This is a genomic window from Nocardioides ferulae (assembly GCF_003660455.1).
Classification (GTDB): domain Bacteria; phylum Actinomycetota; class Actinomycetes; order Propionibacteriales; family Nocardioidaceae; genus Nocardioides; species Nocardioides ferulae.
In genome coordinates, this window is sequence record NZ_QZVR01000022.1 from 43,021 (window position 1) to 58,455 (window position 15,435).

The following is a 15,435-nucleotide window of genomic DNA, read 5'->3' on the forward strand; positions in this document are numbered from 1 at the left end:
GGTTCAGGCCAGACCCGCCGCGGACGCGGCGGCGCCCACGTCGGGCTCGATCACGGTGTCGACGATCGGCCCGACGCCCTCCAGCGCGGTGACGGTGTCCTTGAGCCCGTGACCGGTGACCGTCAACACGACCGTCTTGCCGGCATAGGACTCGCCCTGCTCGAGCTCCTGCAGCAACCCGGCGACGCCCGCGGCCGACGCCGGCTCGACGAACACCCCGTCGTGGCGGGCGAGCAGCCGCTGGGCGGCCAGGATCTGGTCGTCGGTCACCGAGGCGAAGCGCCCCCCGGACTCGTCACGCGCCGCCTCGGCCAGCTTCCACGACGCCGGGTTGCCGATGCGGATGGCGGTGGCCTTGGTCTCGGGGTCGGGGAACGGCTCCCCCGTCACCAGCGGCGCGGCGCCGGCAGCCTGGAAGCCGCGCATCACCGGGGTGCGGGTCGCGGCCCCGCGGGCGGCGTACTGCGTGTAGCCCAGCCAGTACGCCGAGATGTTGCCGGCATTGCCCACCGGCAGCAGGTGGAAGTCGGGCGCGTCTCCGAGGAAGTCGACGATCTCGAACGCCGCGGTCTTCTGTCCCTCCAGCCGGGCCGGGTTCACCGAGTTGACCAGCGCGACCGGGAACTCCTCGGCGAGCCCGCGGGCCAGCCGCAGGCAGTCGTCGAAGTTGCCGCGCACCATGATCACCTGGGCGCCGTGGACGATCGCCTGCGCCATCTTGCCGGCGGCGATCTTGCCCTCGGGGACCAGGACCAGCGGCTTGAGGCCGGACTTGGCGGCGTAGGCGGCCATCGAGGCCGAGGTGTTGCCGGTGGAGGCGCAGACCACCGCCTCGGCGCCCTGGTGCCGCGCCACCGAGATCGCGGCGGTCATGCCGCGGTCCTTGAAGGAGCCGGTCGGGTTGTCGCCCTCGACCTTGAGGTGCACCTGGGCGCCGGTGAGGCCCGACAGCCAGCCGGAGTGCACCAGCGGCGTGCCCCCCTCGCGCAGCGTGACGGCCTCGACGCCAACAGGCAGGTCGAGCAGCGGGCGGTACTCCTCGATCACCCCGCGCCACTGATGCGTGTGGACGGCCCTGGCCTCGACGGTGCTCATTCGCTCTCTCCCTCCACGCGCATCACGGACGTGACCTCGCGGACGATCTCCAGGTGGCGCAGTGTCTCGACGGTGGCGCTGAGCTGGGCGTCGGTGGCCTCGTGCGAGACCACCACCAGCTGCGCGTCGAGGTCGCGGCCCTCCTGCCGGACGGTCTGGATCGAGACCCCGTGCTCGGAGAACGCGGTCGCGACCTGGGCGAGCACCCCGGCGCGGTCGTCGACGTCGATCGCCACGTGGTAGCGGGTCCGGGTCTCGCCCATCGGCAGCACCCGCCGGTCGGCGTACGCCGATTCGCCGACGCCGCGGGCCCCGGCCAGCGCGTTGCGGGCCACCGTGACCAGGTCGCCGAGGACCGCGGAGGCGGTGGGCGAGCCGCCGGCACCGGGGCCGTAGAACATCAGCTGTCCGGCCGCCTCGGACTCGACGAACACCGCGTTGTAGGCCTCACGCACCGAGGCCAGCGGGTGGGAGCGCGGGATCATCGCCGGGTGCACCCGCACCGCGACGGCCGGCTCGTCGGCGTCCTCGCGCAGCTCACAGATCGCCAGCAGCTTCACCACGCAACCCATGTCGCGGGCCGAGGCCACGTCGGCGGCGGTGACGTCGGAGATGCCCTCGCGGTGCACATCGGCCGCGGTCACCCGGGAGTGGAAGGCCAGCGAGGCCAGGATCGCCGCCTTCGCGGCCGCGTCGAAGCCCTCGACGTCGGCGGTGGGGTCGGCCTCTGCGTAGCCGAGGTCCTGGGCCTCCTCGAGCGCCTCGGAGAAGCCGGTGCCGGCGGTGTCCATGCGGTCGAGGATGAAGTTGGTGGTGCCGTTGACGATGCCGAGCACCCGGGTCACCCGGTCGCCGGCGAGCGACTCGCGCAACGGCCGCAGGATCGGGATCGCGCCCGCCACGGCGGCCTCGTAGTAGAGGTCGCGTCCGGCCTTCTCGGCGGCCTCGAACAGCGTCGGGCCGTCCTCGGCGAGCAGCGCCTTGTTGGCGGTCACCACCGAGGCGCCGTTCTCGAGGGCGGCGAGGATCAGCGACCGGGCCGGCTCGATGCCGCCGATCACCTCGATCACGAGGTCGATGTCGGGGCGCGAGACCAGGCCGTGGGCGTCGGTGGTCAGCAGGCCCTCGGGCACCTCGACCTCGCGCGGCGCGTCGAGGCGCCGCACCGCGACCCCACCGAGCTCGAGGCGCGCGCCCACCCGGGCCGCCAGCTCCTCGGACTGCTCGTCGATCAGGCGCACCACCTGCGACCCCACCGAGCCGCAGCCCAGCACGGCCACCCGCAGCGGCTTGTCCGCCCTCCCGGCGTCACTCGTGCTCACGCGTCATCACCCATCTCGCCCATCTCACCGAAATCGACGGTACCGCCGGCATCGCCCACGTCCGTCGCCAGCAGGTCGTCCTCAGTCTCGCGCCGGACGACGACCCGGGCCACGCCGTCCCGCACCGCGACCACCGGGGGCCGCAGCAGGTGGTTGTAGTTGGAGGCCATCGAGCGACAGTAGGCCCCGGTGCCGGGCACCGCGACCAGGTCGCCGGGCGCCAGGTCGCCGGGCACGAACTCGTCCTTGACCACGATGTCGCCGGCCTCGCAGTGCTTGCCGACCACCCGCCCCAGCAGCGGCGCCGCCGACGAGGCGCGGGAGGCCAGCGTGCAGGAGTAGTCGGCGTCGTAGAGGGCGGTGCGGATGTTGTCGCTCATGCCGCCGTCGACCGAGACGTAGGTGCGGCTGGCGCCGCCGTCGAGCGCGACCCGCTTCACGGTGCCGACCTCGTAGACCGTGCACATCGCCGGCCCGACGATGGCCCGGCCGGGCTCGATGGAGAGCCGCGGCTCCGCCACGCCCAGCGCTCGGCACTCGTGCTCGACGATCTTGGTCATCTCGGTGGCCAGCTGCGCCGGGTCGGCCGGGTCGTCCTGGGTCGTGTAGGCGATGCCGAACCCGCCGCCGAGGTCCATCTCGGGCATCGTGACGCCCAGCTCCTCGCTGACCCGCGCGTGCAGGGCCAGCACTCGCCGGGCGGCCACCTCGAAGCCGGAGGAGTCGAAGATCTGCGACCCGATGTGGGAGTGCAGGCCGAGCAGCTCCAGCCCCGGGGCCGCGAGCACGCGGCGTACCGCCTCGAGGGCATCGCCCGCGTTGATCGAGAACCCGAACTTCTGGTCCTCGTGCGCGGTGGCGATGTATTCGTGGGTGTGCGCCTCCACGCCGGCGGTGACGCGGACCATCACGGGGGCGACCGCGTCCAGCTCGGTGGCGATCCGTGCGAGCCGCTCGATCTCGTGGAAGGAGTCGACGATGATCCGGCCCACCCCGAGCCGCACCGCCCGGCGCAGCTCGGCCTCGGACTTGTTGTTGCCGTGGAAGCCGATGTGGGCGGGGTCGAACCCGGCCCGCTCGGCGACCGCGAGCTCACCGCCGGAGCAGACGTCGAGGCGCAGCCCCTCCTCGGCGACCCAGCGAGCCACCGCGGTGCACAGGAACGCCTTGCCGGCGTAGTAGACGTCGTAGCCCGCGAAGCCGTCACGGAACGCCCGGGCCCGGGCCCGGAAGTCGGCCTCGTCGAGGACGTACGCCGGGGAGCCGTGCTCGGCGACCAGGTCGGGCAGCCGGACCCCACCGACCTCGAGCACCCCGTCGACCTTGCGTGCGGTCGCCGACCACAGCAGCGGCACCAGCGAGTTGACGTCGGCGGGCTCGCGGAGCCACATCGGCCCCTTCAGCGCTCCCTCGGCATGGGCCCAGCCGGCCTCGTGCGCGCGCACCACAGCAGCGTCCTCCTCGGTCGGCCGGTCACATCCGCTCGGGCGCCGAGACGCCGAGCAGAGCGAGGCCGTTGGCGAGCACGGTGCGGGTCGCGCCGACCAGGACCAGCCGGGCGCGGTGCAGACCGGTGGTCTCCTCGTCGCCCATCGGCAGCACCCGGCAGGTGTCGTAGAAGCGGTGGTAGACCCCGGCGAGCTCCTCGAGGTAGCGCGCGACCCGGTGCGGCTCGCGCAGCTCGGCGGCGCTGGCGACCACCCGCGGGAACTCGGCCAGCGAACGCAGCAGGTCGCCCTCCTTGCTGTGGGTGAGCAGCTCGGGGTCGAAGCCGTCGGTGGACAGCTCGATGCCGAGGTCGCCGGCGTTGCGCAGGATCGAGGAGATCCGGGCGTGGGCGTACTGCACGTAGAACACCGGGTTGTCGCTGGACTGCTTGGTGATCTCGGCGATGTCGAGGGCGAGCGGGGAGTCGGCCGGGTAGCGCGCGAGGGAGTAGCGCAGCGCGTCGGTGCCGATCTCGTCGATCAGCTCCTCCAGGGACACGATCTCGCCGGCCCGCTTGGACAGCCGCACCTCCTCGCCGCCGCGCAGGATCTTCACCAGCTGCCCGATGAGCACCTCGATGTTGCGCTCGGGGTCGTCTCCGGCGCAGGCGGCCATCGCCTTGAGCCGGCCGACGTAGCCGTGGTGGTCGGCGCCGAGGAGGTAGATGCAGCGGTCGAAGCCCCGGGCGCGCTTGTTGACGTAGTACGCCGTGTCGCTGGCGAAGTAGGTCAGCTCGCCGTTGCTGCGGATCAGCACCCGGTCCTTGTCGTCGCCGAAGTCGGTGGTGCGCATCCACAGCGCGCCGTCGGCGTCGTAGAGGTGGCCCTGGGCGCGCAGCTTCTCCAGCCCGGTGGCGACGTCGTCGCTGTCGTGCAGGCTGCGCTCGGAGAACCACACGTCGAAGACGGTGTTGAACCGCGCCAGCTGCTCCTGCTGGTCGGCCAGCTGCAGCGCGTAGCCCTTCTCGCGGAAGGCGACCAGCCGCTCGTCGTCGGGCAGCTCGAGCACCGACGGGTCGTCGGCGACGATCTGCTTGGCGAGGTCGGCGACGTAGGCCCCGTGGTAGCCGTCCTCCGGAGTCGGCTCGCCGAGGGCAGCCGCCGCGATCGAGGCACCGAACAGGTCCATCTGGTTGCCGCGGTCGTTGATGTAGAACTCCCGGGTGACGACCGCGCCGGCCGCGGCGAGCACCCGGGCGACGGCGTCGCCGACGACCGCCCACCGGGTGTGCCCGAGGTGGAGGGGGCCGGTCGGGTTCGCCGAGATGAACTCGACGTTGATCCGCTCGCCCTGCAGGGTCTCGGTGTGGCCGTAGCGCGCGCCGGCGTCGACGATCTGCGCCGCGACCACGCCCTGGGCGCCGGCGGCGACGGTGATGTTGAGGAAGCCCGGGCCCGCGATGTCGACGCCGGCGATGCCGTCGACGCCCTCGAGGCGGCTCTGGACGAGGGTGGCCAGCTCGCGCGGGTTGACGCCGGCCTTCTTGGCCAGCTGGAGCGCGACGTTGGTGGCGTAGTCGCCGTGCTCCCGAGATCGCGGACGCTCCACCTTCACCGAGGTCGGGACGCCGTCCGGCAGGGTGAAGGCACCCTCGAGGGACAGCGTCGTCAGGACGTCGACGATCGCGGTGGAGAGCTGCTCAGGAGTCACCGGTCCAGCGTATCGGCGACCGACCCGGTCCCTTGCATCGATATCCGGCCTGGGATGCCCGGGCCGATTGCGCGCCGGTCGCGGGTCGGCTGTAGGGTGACGCGCAGCCACCTCGACGGTGTCGTCGTCGCGGCAGCATGCCTCCGTAGCTCAGGGGATAGAGCACTGGTTTCCGGTACCAGGAGTCGCAGGTTCGAATCCTGCCGGGGGCGCCCACGCAGGTTCACTCGCACCACATCGCAGGCCCGGCGGACCGACAGGTCCACCGGGCCTGATCCGTCAGCAGCGCTCGATGGTCGCGTCGTCGCGGGCGGCGTCGCCGTAGCGGCGGGCCTGCTCGACGTAGGGCAGCACCACACTGGCCCCACCGACGTTGCCGATCGACCCCTGCACCACGCAGTTGGTGATCCTCGCCGGGTCGACCTGCGCGACCGCCTGGGCGAGCCGGAACAGCTCCGCCGGCGGCAGGTCGGTGTGCATGTGCTGCAGCACGCTCAGCACCCCGCGCTCGATGAACCCGGGCTGGTCGGCGCGGGCCGCGACCGCCTCCTGGATGCCGCGCAGGGTGCGCTGCTGGTTCGCGGAGCGGTCGAAGTCGCCTCCCGGCAGGGACTTGCGGATCCGGGAGAACGCCATCGCGCCGTAGCCGTCGAGCCTGATCCTCCCGGCGGCGAAGCCCTTCGGCTTGAGGTTCTCGTCGTAGAAGTAGCGCGGGTTCTGCACGTGGATGCCGCCGATGTCGTCGACCATGTCCTCGAAGAACGGGAACCGGGTGACGAACACGTAGTCGGGCTGGACGCCCACCAGGTCGCCGACGGTGCGGCCGAGCAGCTCGGGACCGCCGTAGTAGAGCGCCGCGTTCACCCGGTTGGAGCCCACCCCCGGGATCGGCACCCACGAGTCGCGCGGGATGCCGATCGTGGTCGCCGCGCCGGTGCGGGTGTTCATCCCGACCAGTTGCAGCGCGTCGCCGCGGGTGCGGTTCATGTCCTCCCCGGGGCGGGCGTCCGAGCCGACCGCGAGGATCCAGACCACGTCGGGGTCGACGTCGACCCCCGAGGCGTGCTCGAGCTTGACCAGCGTGACGTCGGTGGGCGCGACGGTCGAGTCCGGGACCACCAGTCCCGCCACCGCGAGCACGGCGCCCACCGTGGCCACCCGCGCCGCGCGGCGCCAGCGCCGCCCCATCCCGATCATCCTCGGCCACCCTTCTTGCCGGCCTTGCCGTTCTTGCCGTTCTTGCCGTTCTTGCCGTTCTTGCCGTCCTTGCCCTTGCCGGCCCCGTCGGCCTTGCTCTTCCCCGGCACGGCAGGGCCCCGGCTCAGGTCGTAGCCGAACACCGTCCAGCCCTTCGCCCACCCCTTCGCCGAGGGCGTCAGCAGCAGCCGCCCGCGCACCTGGTCGGTGCGCGCGATCTCGCCGTCCAGCCGCAGTCGCACGTCGATCCGGGCCGTGGCACCGACCGGCCGGCCGTCGACGGAGAGCACGTCGACGACCACCCGGCGCCGGGTGGCGGTCACGGACTCGACCTGCTCACCGATCCGGGCGTTGCTGGTCAGGCCGGCGTCACGCCGTGCCTGGACGCGCGCGTCGGCGCTGAAGCCCGGCCAGGCGTCGCCGAACCCGGAGCGCGGGTAGTCCCCGGCGACGTACGCCGCGTCCAGCCAGCCGTCGACGACCCGGACCACCTGCCGCAGCACCAGCCGCCGGCGCGGCGCCGACACGCGTCCGCTGAGCTCGCCGAGCCTGGCGGTCGTGGCCAGCGGCTCGCTGGCCGGACCGGCTCCCGTCTCCCCCGGGTCGCCCGGCTCGCCTCCACCGTCGTCTCCGGTGCACGCACCGAGCGTCAGCGCGAGGCCCAGGGCCACGCCCAGCGCGCGGACCGCGCCGCTGCGGGCTGCGCCCGACGACGCGCGGGTCTGGGGTTTCATCAGCGGACTCCCTCGTCCTGGCTCGTCCTGGCTCGTGGTAGCTCGACCCGGCTCGGCAGCCCGGTCACGACCAGGGTCGACCGGGCGTCGACCGGGGCCCGGTCCCCCACTCGCCGGGCCCGAAGGACAAGCCTGCCCGACGTGCGACCCTGACCTGAGCATTTGCGTGCGTGTGCGACTAACCTTGCACCCGCCAAGCATCCGCGCGCGCTCATTGGAAGAGGCGAACCTAGTCGTGCCGCAGCCCTCAGGCAGCCAGTCTCCTGACGAAACCTCACTCGACCCCTCCGGGGACTTCGGAGCCAACGACTGGCTCGTCGAGGAGATGTACGAGCAGTTCAAGCGTGACCCGAGCAGCGTCGATCCGGCCTGGGCCCGGTTCTTCGCGGCCAACGGCGGCGGCACCGCCAACGGGCAGCAGTCGTCCGTCGCGCCCACGCCGTCGACCGGAGTCGCCAAGGCGCCGGAGCGCAAGTCCACGCCCGCCCCCGAGGCGTCGGCCCCGCGGCGATCGACCGGCAAGGCCGCCGAGGCGCCGGCCGAGTCCAAGCCCGCGCCGGCCGCGAAGCCGCGCCCCGAGGCACCGGCCGCCGAGCCCGCCAAGGGCACCACCTCGCCGGTGCCGAAGGAGTCCCGCCCGCCGGCGCCGACCGCGGCGAAGGACGAGCCGACGTTCACCGTGCTGCGCGGCGCCACCGCCCGCACCGTGAAGAACATGGACGAGTCGCTGACCGTGCCGACCGCCACCTCGGTGCGCACGGTTCCGGTCAAGCTGCTGTGGGACAACCGCACGGTCATCAACAACCACCTCGCCCGCGCCCGCGGCGGCAAGGTGTCGTTCACCCACCTCATCGGCTACGCGATGGTGCAGGCGCTCAAGGCCATGCCCGAGATGAACGTCGGGTACGACGTCGTCGACGGCAAGCCGAACCTGGTCACGCCCGCGCACATCAACCTCGGTCTCGCGATCGACGTGCCCAAGAAGGACGGCACCCGCCAGCTGCTCGTGCCGAGCATCAAGGCCGCCGAGAGCATGGACTTCGCGGGCTTCTGGACCGCCTACGAGGAGATCGTCCGCAAGGCCCGCGACGGCAAGCTGGGCGTCGAGGACTTCCAGGGCACCACGATCTCGCTGACCAACCCGGGCGGCATCGGCACCACCCACTCGGTGCCGCGGCTGATGAAGGGCCAGGGCGCGATCATCGGGGTCGGCTCGATGGAGTTCCCCTCCGAGTGGCAGGGCGCCTCGCCGGAGACGCTGGCCCGCAACGCGGTCGGCAAGGTGATGACGCTGACCTCGACCTACGACCACCGGGTCATCCAGGGCGCCCAGTCCGGCGAGTTCCTGCGTCGCCTCCACCACCTGCTGCTGGGCGAGGACGGCTTCTACGACGAGATCTTCCGCAGCCTGCGGATCCCCTACCAGCCGATCCGTTGGGCGCGCGACATCGCGACCAACCACGACGACGAGATCTCCAAGCAGGCCCGGATCCTCGAGCTGATCCACGCCTACCGCGTCCGCGGCCACATGATGGCCGACACCGACCCGCTGGAGTACCGCCAGCGCAGCCACCCCGACCTCGAGGTCGAGTCGCACGGGCTGACCCTGTGGGACCTCGACCGCGAGTTCGCCACCGGCTCGTTCGGCGGCGAGGGCCGCCGGTTCATGAAGCTGCGCGACATCCTCGGCGTGGTGCGCGACTCCTACTGCCGCACCATCGGCATCGAGTACATGCACATCATGGACCCCGAGCAGCGCCGGTGGATCCAGCAGCGCGTCGAGCAGCCGCACGTGAAGCCCCCGCGCGAGGAGCAGCTGCGGATCCTGCTCAAGCTCAACCAGGCCGAGGCCTTCGAGACCTTCCTGCAGACGAAGTTCGTCGGCCAGAAGCGGTTCAGCCTCGAGGGCGGCGAGACCACGATCCCGGTGATCGACGAGATCTGCGAGGCGGCCGCCGAGGCCGACCTCGACGAGGTGTGCATCGGCATGGCGCACCGCGGCCGGCTCAACGTGCTGGCCAACATCGTCGGCAAGAAGTACTCCCAGATCTTCCGCGAGTTCGAGGGCAACATCGACCCGCGCACCGTGCAGGGTTCCGGCGACGTGAAGTACCACCTCGGCGCCGAGGGCGAGTTCGTCGCCGGCTCCGGGGAGAAGATCAAGGTCTCCGTGGCCGCGAACCCCTCGCACCTGGAGGCGGTCGACCCGGTGCTCGAGGGCATCGCCCGGGCCAAGCAGGACGTCCTCGACCGGGGTGCGGAGTACCCCGTCCTCCCGCTGCTGGTCCACGGCGACGCCGCGTTCGCCGGTCAGGGCGTGGTGGCCGAGACGCTGAACCTCTCCCAGCTGCGCGGCTACCGCACCGGCGGCACCATCCACCTGGTCATCAACAACCAGGTCGGGTTCACCACCTCCCCCGGCTCGTCGCGCTCCACGCTCTACAGCACCGACGTGGCCCGGATGGTCCAGGCGCCGATCTTCCACGTCAACGGCGACGACCCCGAGGCCTGCATCCGTGTGGCGCGGCTCGCGTTCGAGTACCGCCAGGCGTTCAAGAAGGACGTCGTCATCGACCTGGTCTGCTACCGCCGCCGCGGGCACAACGAGGGCGACGACCCGTCGTACACCCAGCCGCTGATGTACGACCTGATCGAGCAGAAGCGCTCGGTGCGCAAGCTCTACACCGAGTCGCTCATCGGTCGTGGCGACATCACGATCGAGGAGGCCGAGCAGGTCCTGCGCGACTACCAGCAGCAGCTGGAGCGGGTGTTCACCGAGGTCCGCGAGGCGAGCAGCCAGCCCGAGGAGTGGACCACGGTCCCCGACTACCCTGAGAAGCCGGCCGGCGAGGCCGAGACCGCGGTGGCCCCGGAGGTGCTCAAGCGGATCTCCGACGCCTACGTCACCCCGCCGGAGGGCTTCACCGTGCATCCGAAGGTGCTGCCGCAGCTGCAGCGCCGGGCGAGCGCGATCACCGACGGCCCGATCGACTGGGGCACCGGCGAGATCCTCGCCTTCGGCTCGCTGCTGATGGACGGCCGGCCGGTGCGGCTTGCCGGCCAGGACTCCCGGCGCGGCACCTTCGTGCAGCGCTTCGCCACGATCATCGACCGGCGCAACGCCGACGAGTGGACCCCGCTGTCCTCGCTCACCGAGGACCAGGCCAAGTTCCACGTCTACGACTCGCTGCTCAGCGAGTACGCCGCGCTGGGCTTCGAGTACGGCTACTCCGTGGCCCGTCCCGACGCCCTGGTGCTCTGGGAGGCGCAGTTCGGCGACTTCGTCAACGGCGCGCAGACGGTGATCGACGAGTTCATCTCCGCCGGCGAGACCAAGTGGCGCCAGCAGTCCGGCGTGGTGCTGCTGTTGCCGCACGGCTACGAGGGGCAGGGACCCGACCACTCCTCGGCCCGGATCGAACGGTTCCTGACCATGGCCGCCGACGAGGCGTTCGTGGTCGCGCAGCCCTCGACCCCCGCGTCGTACTTCCACCTGCTGCGCCGGCACTCGCTGGGCGAGGAGCACCGGCCGCTGGTGGTCTTCACGCCCAAGTCGATGCTCAAGCGCAAGGAGGCCGCCTCGCGACCCGAGGAGTTCACCTCCGGCACCTTCCGCCCGTTCATCGGCGACGACGCCGCCGACACCGGGTCGGTCGACACGCTGCTGCTGTGCTCGGGCCGGGTGACCTGGGACATCATGGTCGAGCGGTCCAAGCGCGAGGACGCCGAGCGCTTCGCGGTGGCCAGGGTGGAGCAGCTCTACCCGCGCCCCGACGAGGAGATCAAGGCCGAGATCGCCCGGTTCCCGAACCTGAAGAAGGTGCGCTGGGTGCAGGACGAGCCGCTCAACATGGGCCCGTGGCCGCACTACCAGCTCAACACCTGGCCGGGCCTGGACATCACCGTCGAGCCGGTGACCCGGCCGGCGTCGTCCTCGCCGTCGGTCGGCACGGTCAAGCGGCACGTCGAGGAGCAGAAGGGGCTCCTCGGCAAGGCCTTCTCCTGACCGGGCCCGCCATGTACTTCACCGACCGCGGCATCGAGGAGCTGGAGAAGCGCCGAGGCGAGGAGGAGGTCACCCTCGCCTGGCTCGCCGACCGGCTCGGCGAGTTCACCGACGCGCACCCGGAGTTCGAGGTCGCCGTCGAACGGTTCGCCACCTGGCTGGCCCGTCTCGACGATCCCGACGACTGACCGCTCCCCCGGCGTCCCCGCGTCCCGCCGGGCGGGCCGGCTGCTTGCGGCCGGCCCGCCCGCCCGGTTGGGTGGCGGCATGACCGAGCCCGCCGACACGCCGTCCGTGACCGCCTATCCGCCCGCGCCGTGGCGGATGGTCGGACAGCTGTGGCTCTCGCTGTTCCGGGTGCCCGACCCGGTCGACGAGCTGCGCCCGGCCGGCGTCTACGGGGTGGCGTGGGTCAGCTACGAGCCGGGCAGCCCGTTGACCTACTCCGAGCTGCTCGTGGCCCGGCCGGTGCGCTCCGCGCAGCACGGGCGGCGGGTCTCGATCACCGACATCTGGGTCGACTCCCCCGCCTCGGTGGCGGGCGGCCGCGAGCTGTGGGCGATCCCCAAGGACCTGTGCGACTTCACGCTCGAGTCCGACTACCGCGGGCCGCTGGCCCACACCGAGTGGAGCGCCTCGGCCCAGCGCCGGCCGATCGCCGAGGCGCGGTTCACCGACGTCTCCCGGGCGGCGCCGCGGGTTCCGTTCAAGGGCGGCACCTGGCAGCCGGGCATCGCCGAGACCGACGGCGCGGAGCGCACCGCGGAGCTGACCGGCTCCGCGCGGAGCCTGCCCTGCCGCGGCTCGTGGGAGTTCGCCGCCGACGGGCCGCTCGGTTGGCTGCGCGGGCGCCGCCAGCTGGCCTCGTTCCGGATGTCGGGGTTCCGGATGTCGTTCGCCTGACCGGCTCGGCCCCGGATCAGCGGGGTCCGGGGCGCACCGTCACGTCGGTGAGCGTCGCGTCGCGCGGCAGGTCCAGCACCTGCAACACGGCGTCGGCCACGGTCCCGGGCCGGATCCAGTCCGCGGGGTCGTAGGCCTTGCCCTCCTGCTCGTGCACCTTGCGCTGCATCGCGGTGGCCGTGCGTCCGGGGTAGACCGAGGTCACCCGCACCCCGTGCGGAGCCTCCTCGGCGCGCAGCGAGTCCGCCAGCGCGCGCAGGCCGTGCTTGGACGCGGCGTACGCCGCCCACTGCGGGTGGGCGGCCAGTCCGGCGCCGGAGTTCACCAGGACCACGGTGCCGCGGGCGGCCCGCAGGGCCGGGAGCGCGGCCCGGGTGAGCGCGGCCGGGGCGACGAGGTTCACCGTGGTCTGCTCGACCCAGGCCGCGGTGGAGAGCTCGGCCACCGGCCCCAGCTCGACGACGCCGGCGGCGTGGACCACCGACTCGAGCCGCGCGGGCAGGGCCAACTGCTCGATCGTCGTGGGGTCGGCGAGGTCGGCCACCAGGGTCGAGGCGCCCGCGAACCGTTGCTCGAGCTCGGCGGCCCGCTCGGCCGAGCGGGCGACCAGCACCAGCCGGTCGCCGCGCTCGCTCAGCCGGTCGGCGAGCTCCGCGCCGATGCCGGAGCCGGCGCCGGTGAGCAGGTGGGTCCGTCGGCCGGTCACCGGGTGAAGACGACCTTGCCGAACAGGTCACCGCTCGCCATCGCGGCGAAGCCGTCGGCGGCGTCGGTCATCGGCAGGGTGCGGTCGACGAGCGGGCGGGTGCCGGTGGCGTCGAGCATGGTGACCAGCGAGGCCAGCTCGGCGCGGGTGCCCATGGTCGAGCCGATCACCCGCAGCTGCAGGAAGAAGATGCGGGTCAGCTCGGCGTCGTCGAGCTTGGGGCCCGAGGTCGTTCCGGAGATCACGATCGCGCCGCCGGGACGCAGCGAGCGCACCGAGTGCGACCAGGTGGCGCGGCCCACGGTCTCCATGACCGCGTCGACCTTCACCGGCAACCGGGCGCCGGACTCGAAGACCTCGTGGGCGCCGATCTCGAGGGCACGCGCACGCTTGGCCTCGTCGCGGCTGGTGGCGAGCACCCGCAGCCCTCCGGCCCGGGCGAGGATGATCAGGGCGGTCGCGACGCCGCCGCCGGCGCCCTGCACCAGCACCGTGTCACCGGCCTTGAGCTGGCCCTGGGTGAACAGCATCCGATAGGCGGTCAGCCAGGCGGTGGGCAGGCAGGCCGCCTCCTCGAACGAGAGCGAGGCCGGCTTCGGCACGACGTTGCGGCGCGGCACGGCGACCCGGTCGGCGAAGGTGCCCTGGAACCGCTCGGAGAGCAGCGACCGCTTCGGGTCTAGCGTCTCGTCGCCGACCCAGGAGGGGTCGCTGACCACCGCGTGCACCACGACCTCGTTGCCGTCCTCGTCGAGGCCGGCGGCGTCGCAGCCGAGGATCATCGGCAGCGACTCCTCGCGCAGCCCCACCCCCCGCAGCGACCACAGGTCGTGGTGGTTCAGCGACGCGGCCTTCACGGTGACCGTGGTCCACCCGTCGGGGACCTCCGGGTCGGGCCGCTCCCCCACCACCAGGGCGGACAGCGGGTCGTCGGACGAGAGCCTGTCGGCGTACACGGCGAACATAGGGCGAACCTACCGGGACGCCGAACTCCCCCGGCGTGCGTCCCGCTATCTGCGCGCGACGCCGTCGCGACGGGCTGCCTCGGCGACCGCCGCGCTCACCGCCGGGCCGACCCGAGGGTCGAACGGCGAGGGGATCACGAAGTCCTCGGCGAGCTCGTCGCCCACGAGCCCGGCCAGCGCCTCGGCGGCCGCGAGCTTCATGCCCTCGGTGATCGCCGTGGCGTGCACGTCGAAGGCCCCACGGAAGATGCCGGGGAAGGCCAGCACGTTGTTGATCTGGTTCGGGAAGTCGGAGCGGCCGGTGGCGACCACCCGGGCGTGCCGGTGCGCCACCTCGGGATGCACCTCGGGGTTGGGGTTGGCCATCGCGAAGATGATGGCGTCCGGCGCCATCCGCGCGACGTCCTCCTCGGGGACCGTGCCGCCCGAGACGCCGAGATAGACGTCGGCCCCGTCGAGGGCCTCCGAGAGCGTGCCGCTGCGGCCGCTCTTGTCGGCGGTGATCGCGGCCAGCGCGCGCTTGACCGGGGTCAGGTCGTGGCGCCCGGAGTGCACGACGCCCTTGCGGTCGGTGACCGCGAGGTCCTGGATGCCGGCCTCCAACAGGATCTTCGCGATCGCCACGCCTGCGGCGCCGGCGCCGGAGATGACCACCCTGGTCGACTCGTGGCTGCGCCCGGTGAGGCGCAGCGCGTTCTCGAGCGCGGCCAGCGCGACCACCGCGGTGCCGTGCTGGTCGTCGTGGAAGACGGGGATGTCGAGGCGCTCCTTGAGCCGGTCCTCGATCTCGAAGCACCGGGGAGCGGAGATGTCCTCCAGGTTGATGCCGCCGAAGCTGGGCGCCAGCCGGGCGACGGTCTCGATGATCTCCTCGACGTCGGTGGTGTCGAGGCAGATCGGGACGGCGTCGACGCCGCCGAACTGCTTGAACAGCACCGCCTTGCCCTCCATGACCGGCATCGCCGCGGCGGGACCGATGTCGCCGAGGCCGAGCACGGCGGTCCCGTCGGTCACCACCGCGACGGTGTTGGGCACCCAGGTGTAGTGCTGGGTGAGCGCGGGGTCCTCGGCGATCGCCTCGCACACGCGGGCCACCCCCGGGGTGTAGGCCAGCGAGAGGTGATCCCGGTCGGCCACCGAGACGGTGGCGACCGTCTCCATCTTCCCGCCGACGTGCAGGTCGAACACGGGGTCTCCGGCGTGCGGGTGCTCCGGTGCGGGGTCGTTGCTCGGTGCTGCAGGCATGTGTGTGTCGAACTCTCCAGGCGCGGGGCCGTACTCGAAGGACCGGTGGTGGGGCCCGGCTCGACGCGGAAGGGTGTGCCGCGGAACCGTCGGGTCGGGGGTTGCCGTCACCGCAGTCTTTCAC

12 protein-coding genes and 1 tRNA gene are annotated in these 15,435 nt (G+C 72.4%); 4 read left to right on the forward strand and 9 right to left on the reverse strand.

Going from position 1 to position 15,435, the window contains the following annotated elements:
• Window positions 1-3: 3 nt before the first annotated feature.
• From thrC to argS, 4 genes are read right to left on the reverse strand one after another with little or no spacing between them, the layout of a single operon-like run.
• Complete coding sequence (gene thrC, locus D6B71_RS19125) at window positions 4-1,095, reverse strand: threonine synthase (RefSeq protein ID WP_121258076.1); 1,092 nt, start codon at window positions 1,093-1,095, stop codon at window positions 4-6.
• The gene (locus D6B71_RS19130; protein ID WP_121258078.1) at window positions 1,092-2,417 is read right to left on the reverse strand and encodes a homoserine dehydrogenase; all 1,326 of its coding nucleotides are present in this window, start codon (window positions 2,415-2,417) and stop codon (window positions 1,092-1,094) included. Before D6B71_RS19130 ends, thrC begins: the two co-directional genes overlap by 4 nt.
• A complete protein-coding gene (gene lysA / locus D6B71_RS19135; protein WP_121258170.1) occupies window positions 2,414-3,862 on the reverse strand; it encodes a diaminopimelate decarboxylase in 1,449 nt (482 codons plus the stop codon). The genes D6B71_RS19130 and lysA overlap by 4 nt, the downstream gene beginning before the upstream one ends.
• Window positions 3,863-3,890: 28 nt before the next feature.
• Window positions 3,891-5,555: an arginine--tRNA ligase gene (argS, locus tag D6B71_RS19140; RefSeq protein WP_121258080.1), complete on the reverse strand. Its 1,665-nt coding sequence runs from the start codon at window positions 5,553-5,555 to the stop codon at window positions 3,891-3,893.
• Between the two features lie 139 nt (window positions 5,556-5,694).
• Here argS and D6B71_RS19145 point away from each other — a divergent pair.
• Window positions 5,695-5,767 (forward strand) — tRNA-Arg (locus D6B71_RS19145).
• A gap of 67 nt (window positions 5,768-5,834) precedes the next feature.
• Here the strand turns inward: D6B71_RS19145 and D6B71_RS19150 are convergent.
• On the reverse strand, window positions 5,835-6,752 hold the full coding sequence (locus tag D6B71_RS19150) for an LCP family protein (protein WP_240641567.1): 918 nt from the start codon (window positions 6,750-6,752) through the stop codon (window positions 5,835-5,837).
• Window positions 6,749-7,486, reverse strand: coding sequence for a hypothetical protein (locus D6B71_RS19155; RefSeq protein WP_121258084.1), 738 nt, complete (start codon window positions 7,484-7,486; stop codon window positions 6,749-6,751). The genes D6B71_RS19150 and D6B71_RS19155 overlap by 4 nt, the downstream gene beginning before the upstream one ends.
• Before the next feature lie 325 nt (window positions 7,487-7,811).
• Here D6B71_RS19155 and D6B71_RS19160 point away from each other — a divergent pair, with 325 nt between their 5' ends.
• The 3 genes from D6B71_RS19160 (at window position 7,812) to D6B71_RS19165 (ending at window position 12,395) form a co-directional block, all read left to right on the forward strand.
• The gene (locus tag D6B71_RS19160) at window positions 7,812-11,492 is read left to right on the forward strand and encodes a multifunctional oxoglutarate decarboxylase/oxoglutarate dehydrogenase thiamine pyrophosphate-binding subunit/dihydrolipoyllysine-residue succinyltransferase subunit (RefSeq protein ID WP_420846337.1); all 3,681 of its coding nucleotides are present in this window, start codon (window positions 7,812-7,814) and stop codon (window positions 11,490-11,492) included.
• Window positions 11,493-11,503: 11 nt separating this feature from the next.
• Window positions 11,504-11,680 carry a DUF6104 family protein gene (locus tag D6B71_RS22935; protein ID WP_164519745.1) on the forward strand — a complete coding sequence of 59 codons (177 nt, stop codon included), beginning with the start codon at window positions 11,504-11,506 and terminating at the stop codon, window positions 11,678-11,680.
• Between the two features lie 79 nt (window positions 11,681-11,759).
• The gene (locus D6B71_RS19165) at window positions 11,760-12,395 is read left to right on the forward strand and encodes an acetoacetate decarboxylase family protein (RefSeq protein ID WP_121258088.1); all 636 of its coding nucleotides are present in this window, start codon (window positions 11,760-11,762) and stop codon (window positions 12,393-12,395) included.
• 16 nt (window positions 12,396-12,411) lie between these two features.
• Here D6B71_RS19165 and D6B71_RS19170 read toward each other — a convergent pair whose 3' ends face one another.
• Genes D6B71_RS19170 through D6B71_RS19180 form a run of 3 tightly spaced genes read right to left on the reverse strand, consistent with a single transcriptional unit; the run spans window position 12,412 to window position 15,311 of the window.
• A complete protein-coding gene (locus D6B71_RS19170) occupies window positions 12,412-13,101 on the reverse strand; it encodes an SDR family oxidoreductase (protein WP_206051851.1) in 690 nt (229 codons plus the stop codon).
• Window positions 13,098-14,066 (reverse strand): zinc-binding dehydrogenase, encoded by a 969-nt coding sequence (locus D6B71_RS19175; protein ID WP_121258090.1) that lies wholly within the window; start codon window positions 14,064-14,066, stop codon window positions 13,098-13,100. The genes D6B71_RS19170 and D6B71_RS19175 overlap by 4 nt, the downstream gene beginning before the upstream one ends.
• 45 nt (window positions 14,067-14,111) lie before the next feature.
• Window positions 14,112-15,311: an NAD(P)-dependent malic enzyme gene (locus D6B71_RS19180; RefSeq protein ID WP_121258093.1), complete on the reverse strand. Its 1,200-nt coding sequence runs from the start codon at window positions 15,309-15,311 to the stop codon at window positions 14,112-14,114.
• Between the last annotated feature and the right edge of the window lie 124 nt (window positions 15,312-15,435).

Excerpts from the sequence above, each read along its gene's own strand:
- D6B71_RS19155 (WP_121258084.1), bottom strand. The coding sequence starts at position 7,486 with ATGAAACCCCAGACCCGCGCGTCGTCGGGCGCAGCCCGCAGCGGCGCG.
- thrC (WP_121258076.1), bottom strand. The coding sequence starts at position 1,095 with ATGAGCACCGTCGAGGCCAGGGCCGTCCACACGCATCAGTGGCGCGGG.
- D6B71_RS19175 (WP_121258090.1), bottom strand. The coding sequence starts at position 14,066 with ATGTTCGCCGTGTACGCCGACAGGCTCTCGTCCGACGACCCGCTGTCC.
- D6B71_RS19165 (WP_121258088.1), top strand. The coding sequence starts at position 11,760 with ATGACCGAGCCCGCCGACACGCCGTCCGTGACCGCCTATCCGCCCGCG.
- D6B71_RS19150 (WP_240641567.1), bottom strand. The coding sequence starts at position 6,752 with ATGATCGGGATGGGGCGGCGCTGGCGCCGCGCGGCGCGGGTGGCCACG.
- D6B71_RS22935 (WP_164519745.1), top strand. The coding sequence starts at position 11,504 with ATGTACTTCACCGACCGCGGCATCGAGGAGCTGGAGAAGCGCCGAGGC.
- D6B71_RS19160 (WP_420846337.1), top strand. The coding sequence starts at position 7,812 with ATGTACGAGCAGTTCAAGCGTGACCCGAGCAGCGTCGATCCGGCCTGG.
- D6B71_RS19180 (WP_121258093.1), bottom strand. The coding sequence starts at position 15,311 with ATGCCTGCAGCACCGAGCAACGACCCCGCACCGGAGCACCCGCACGCC.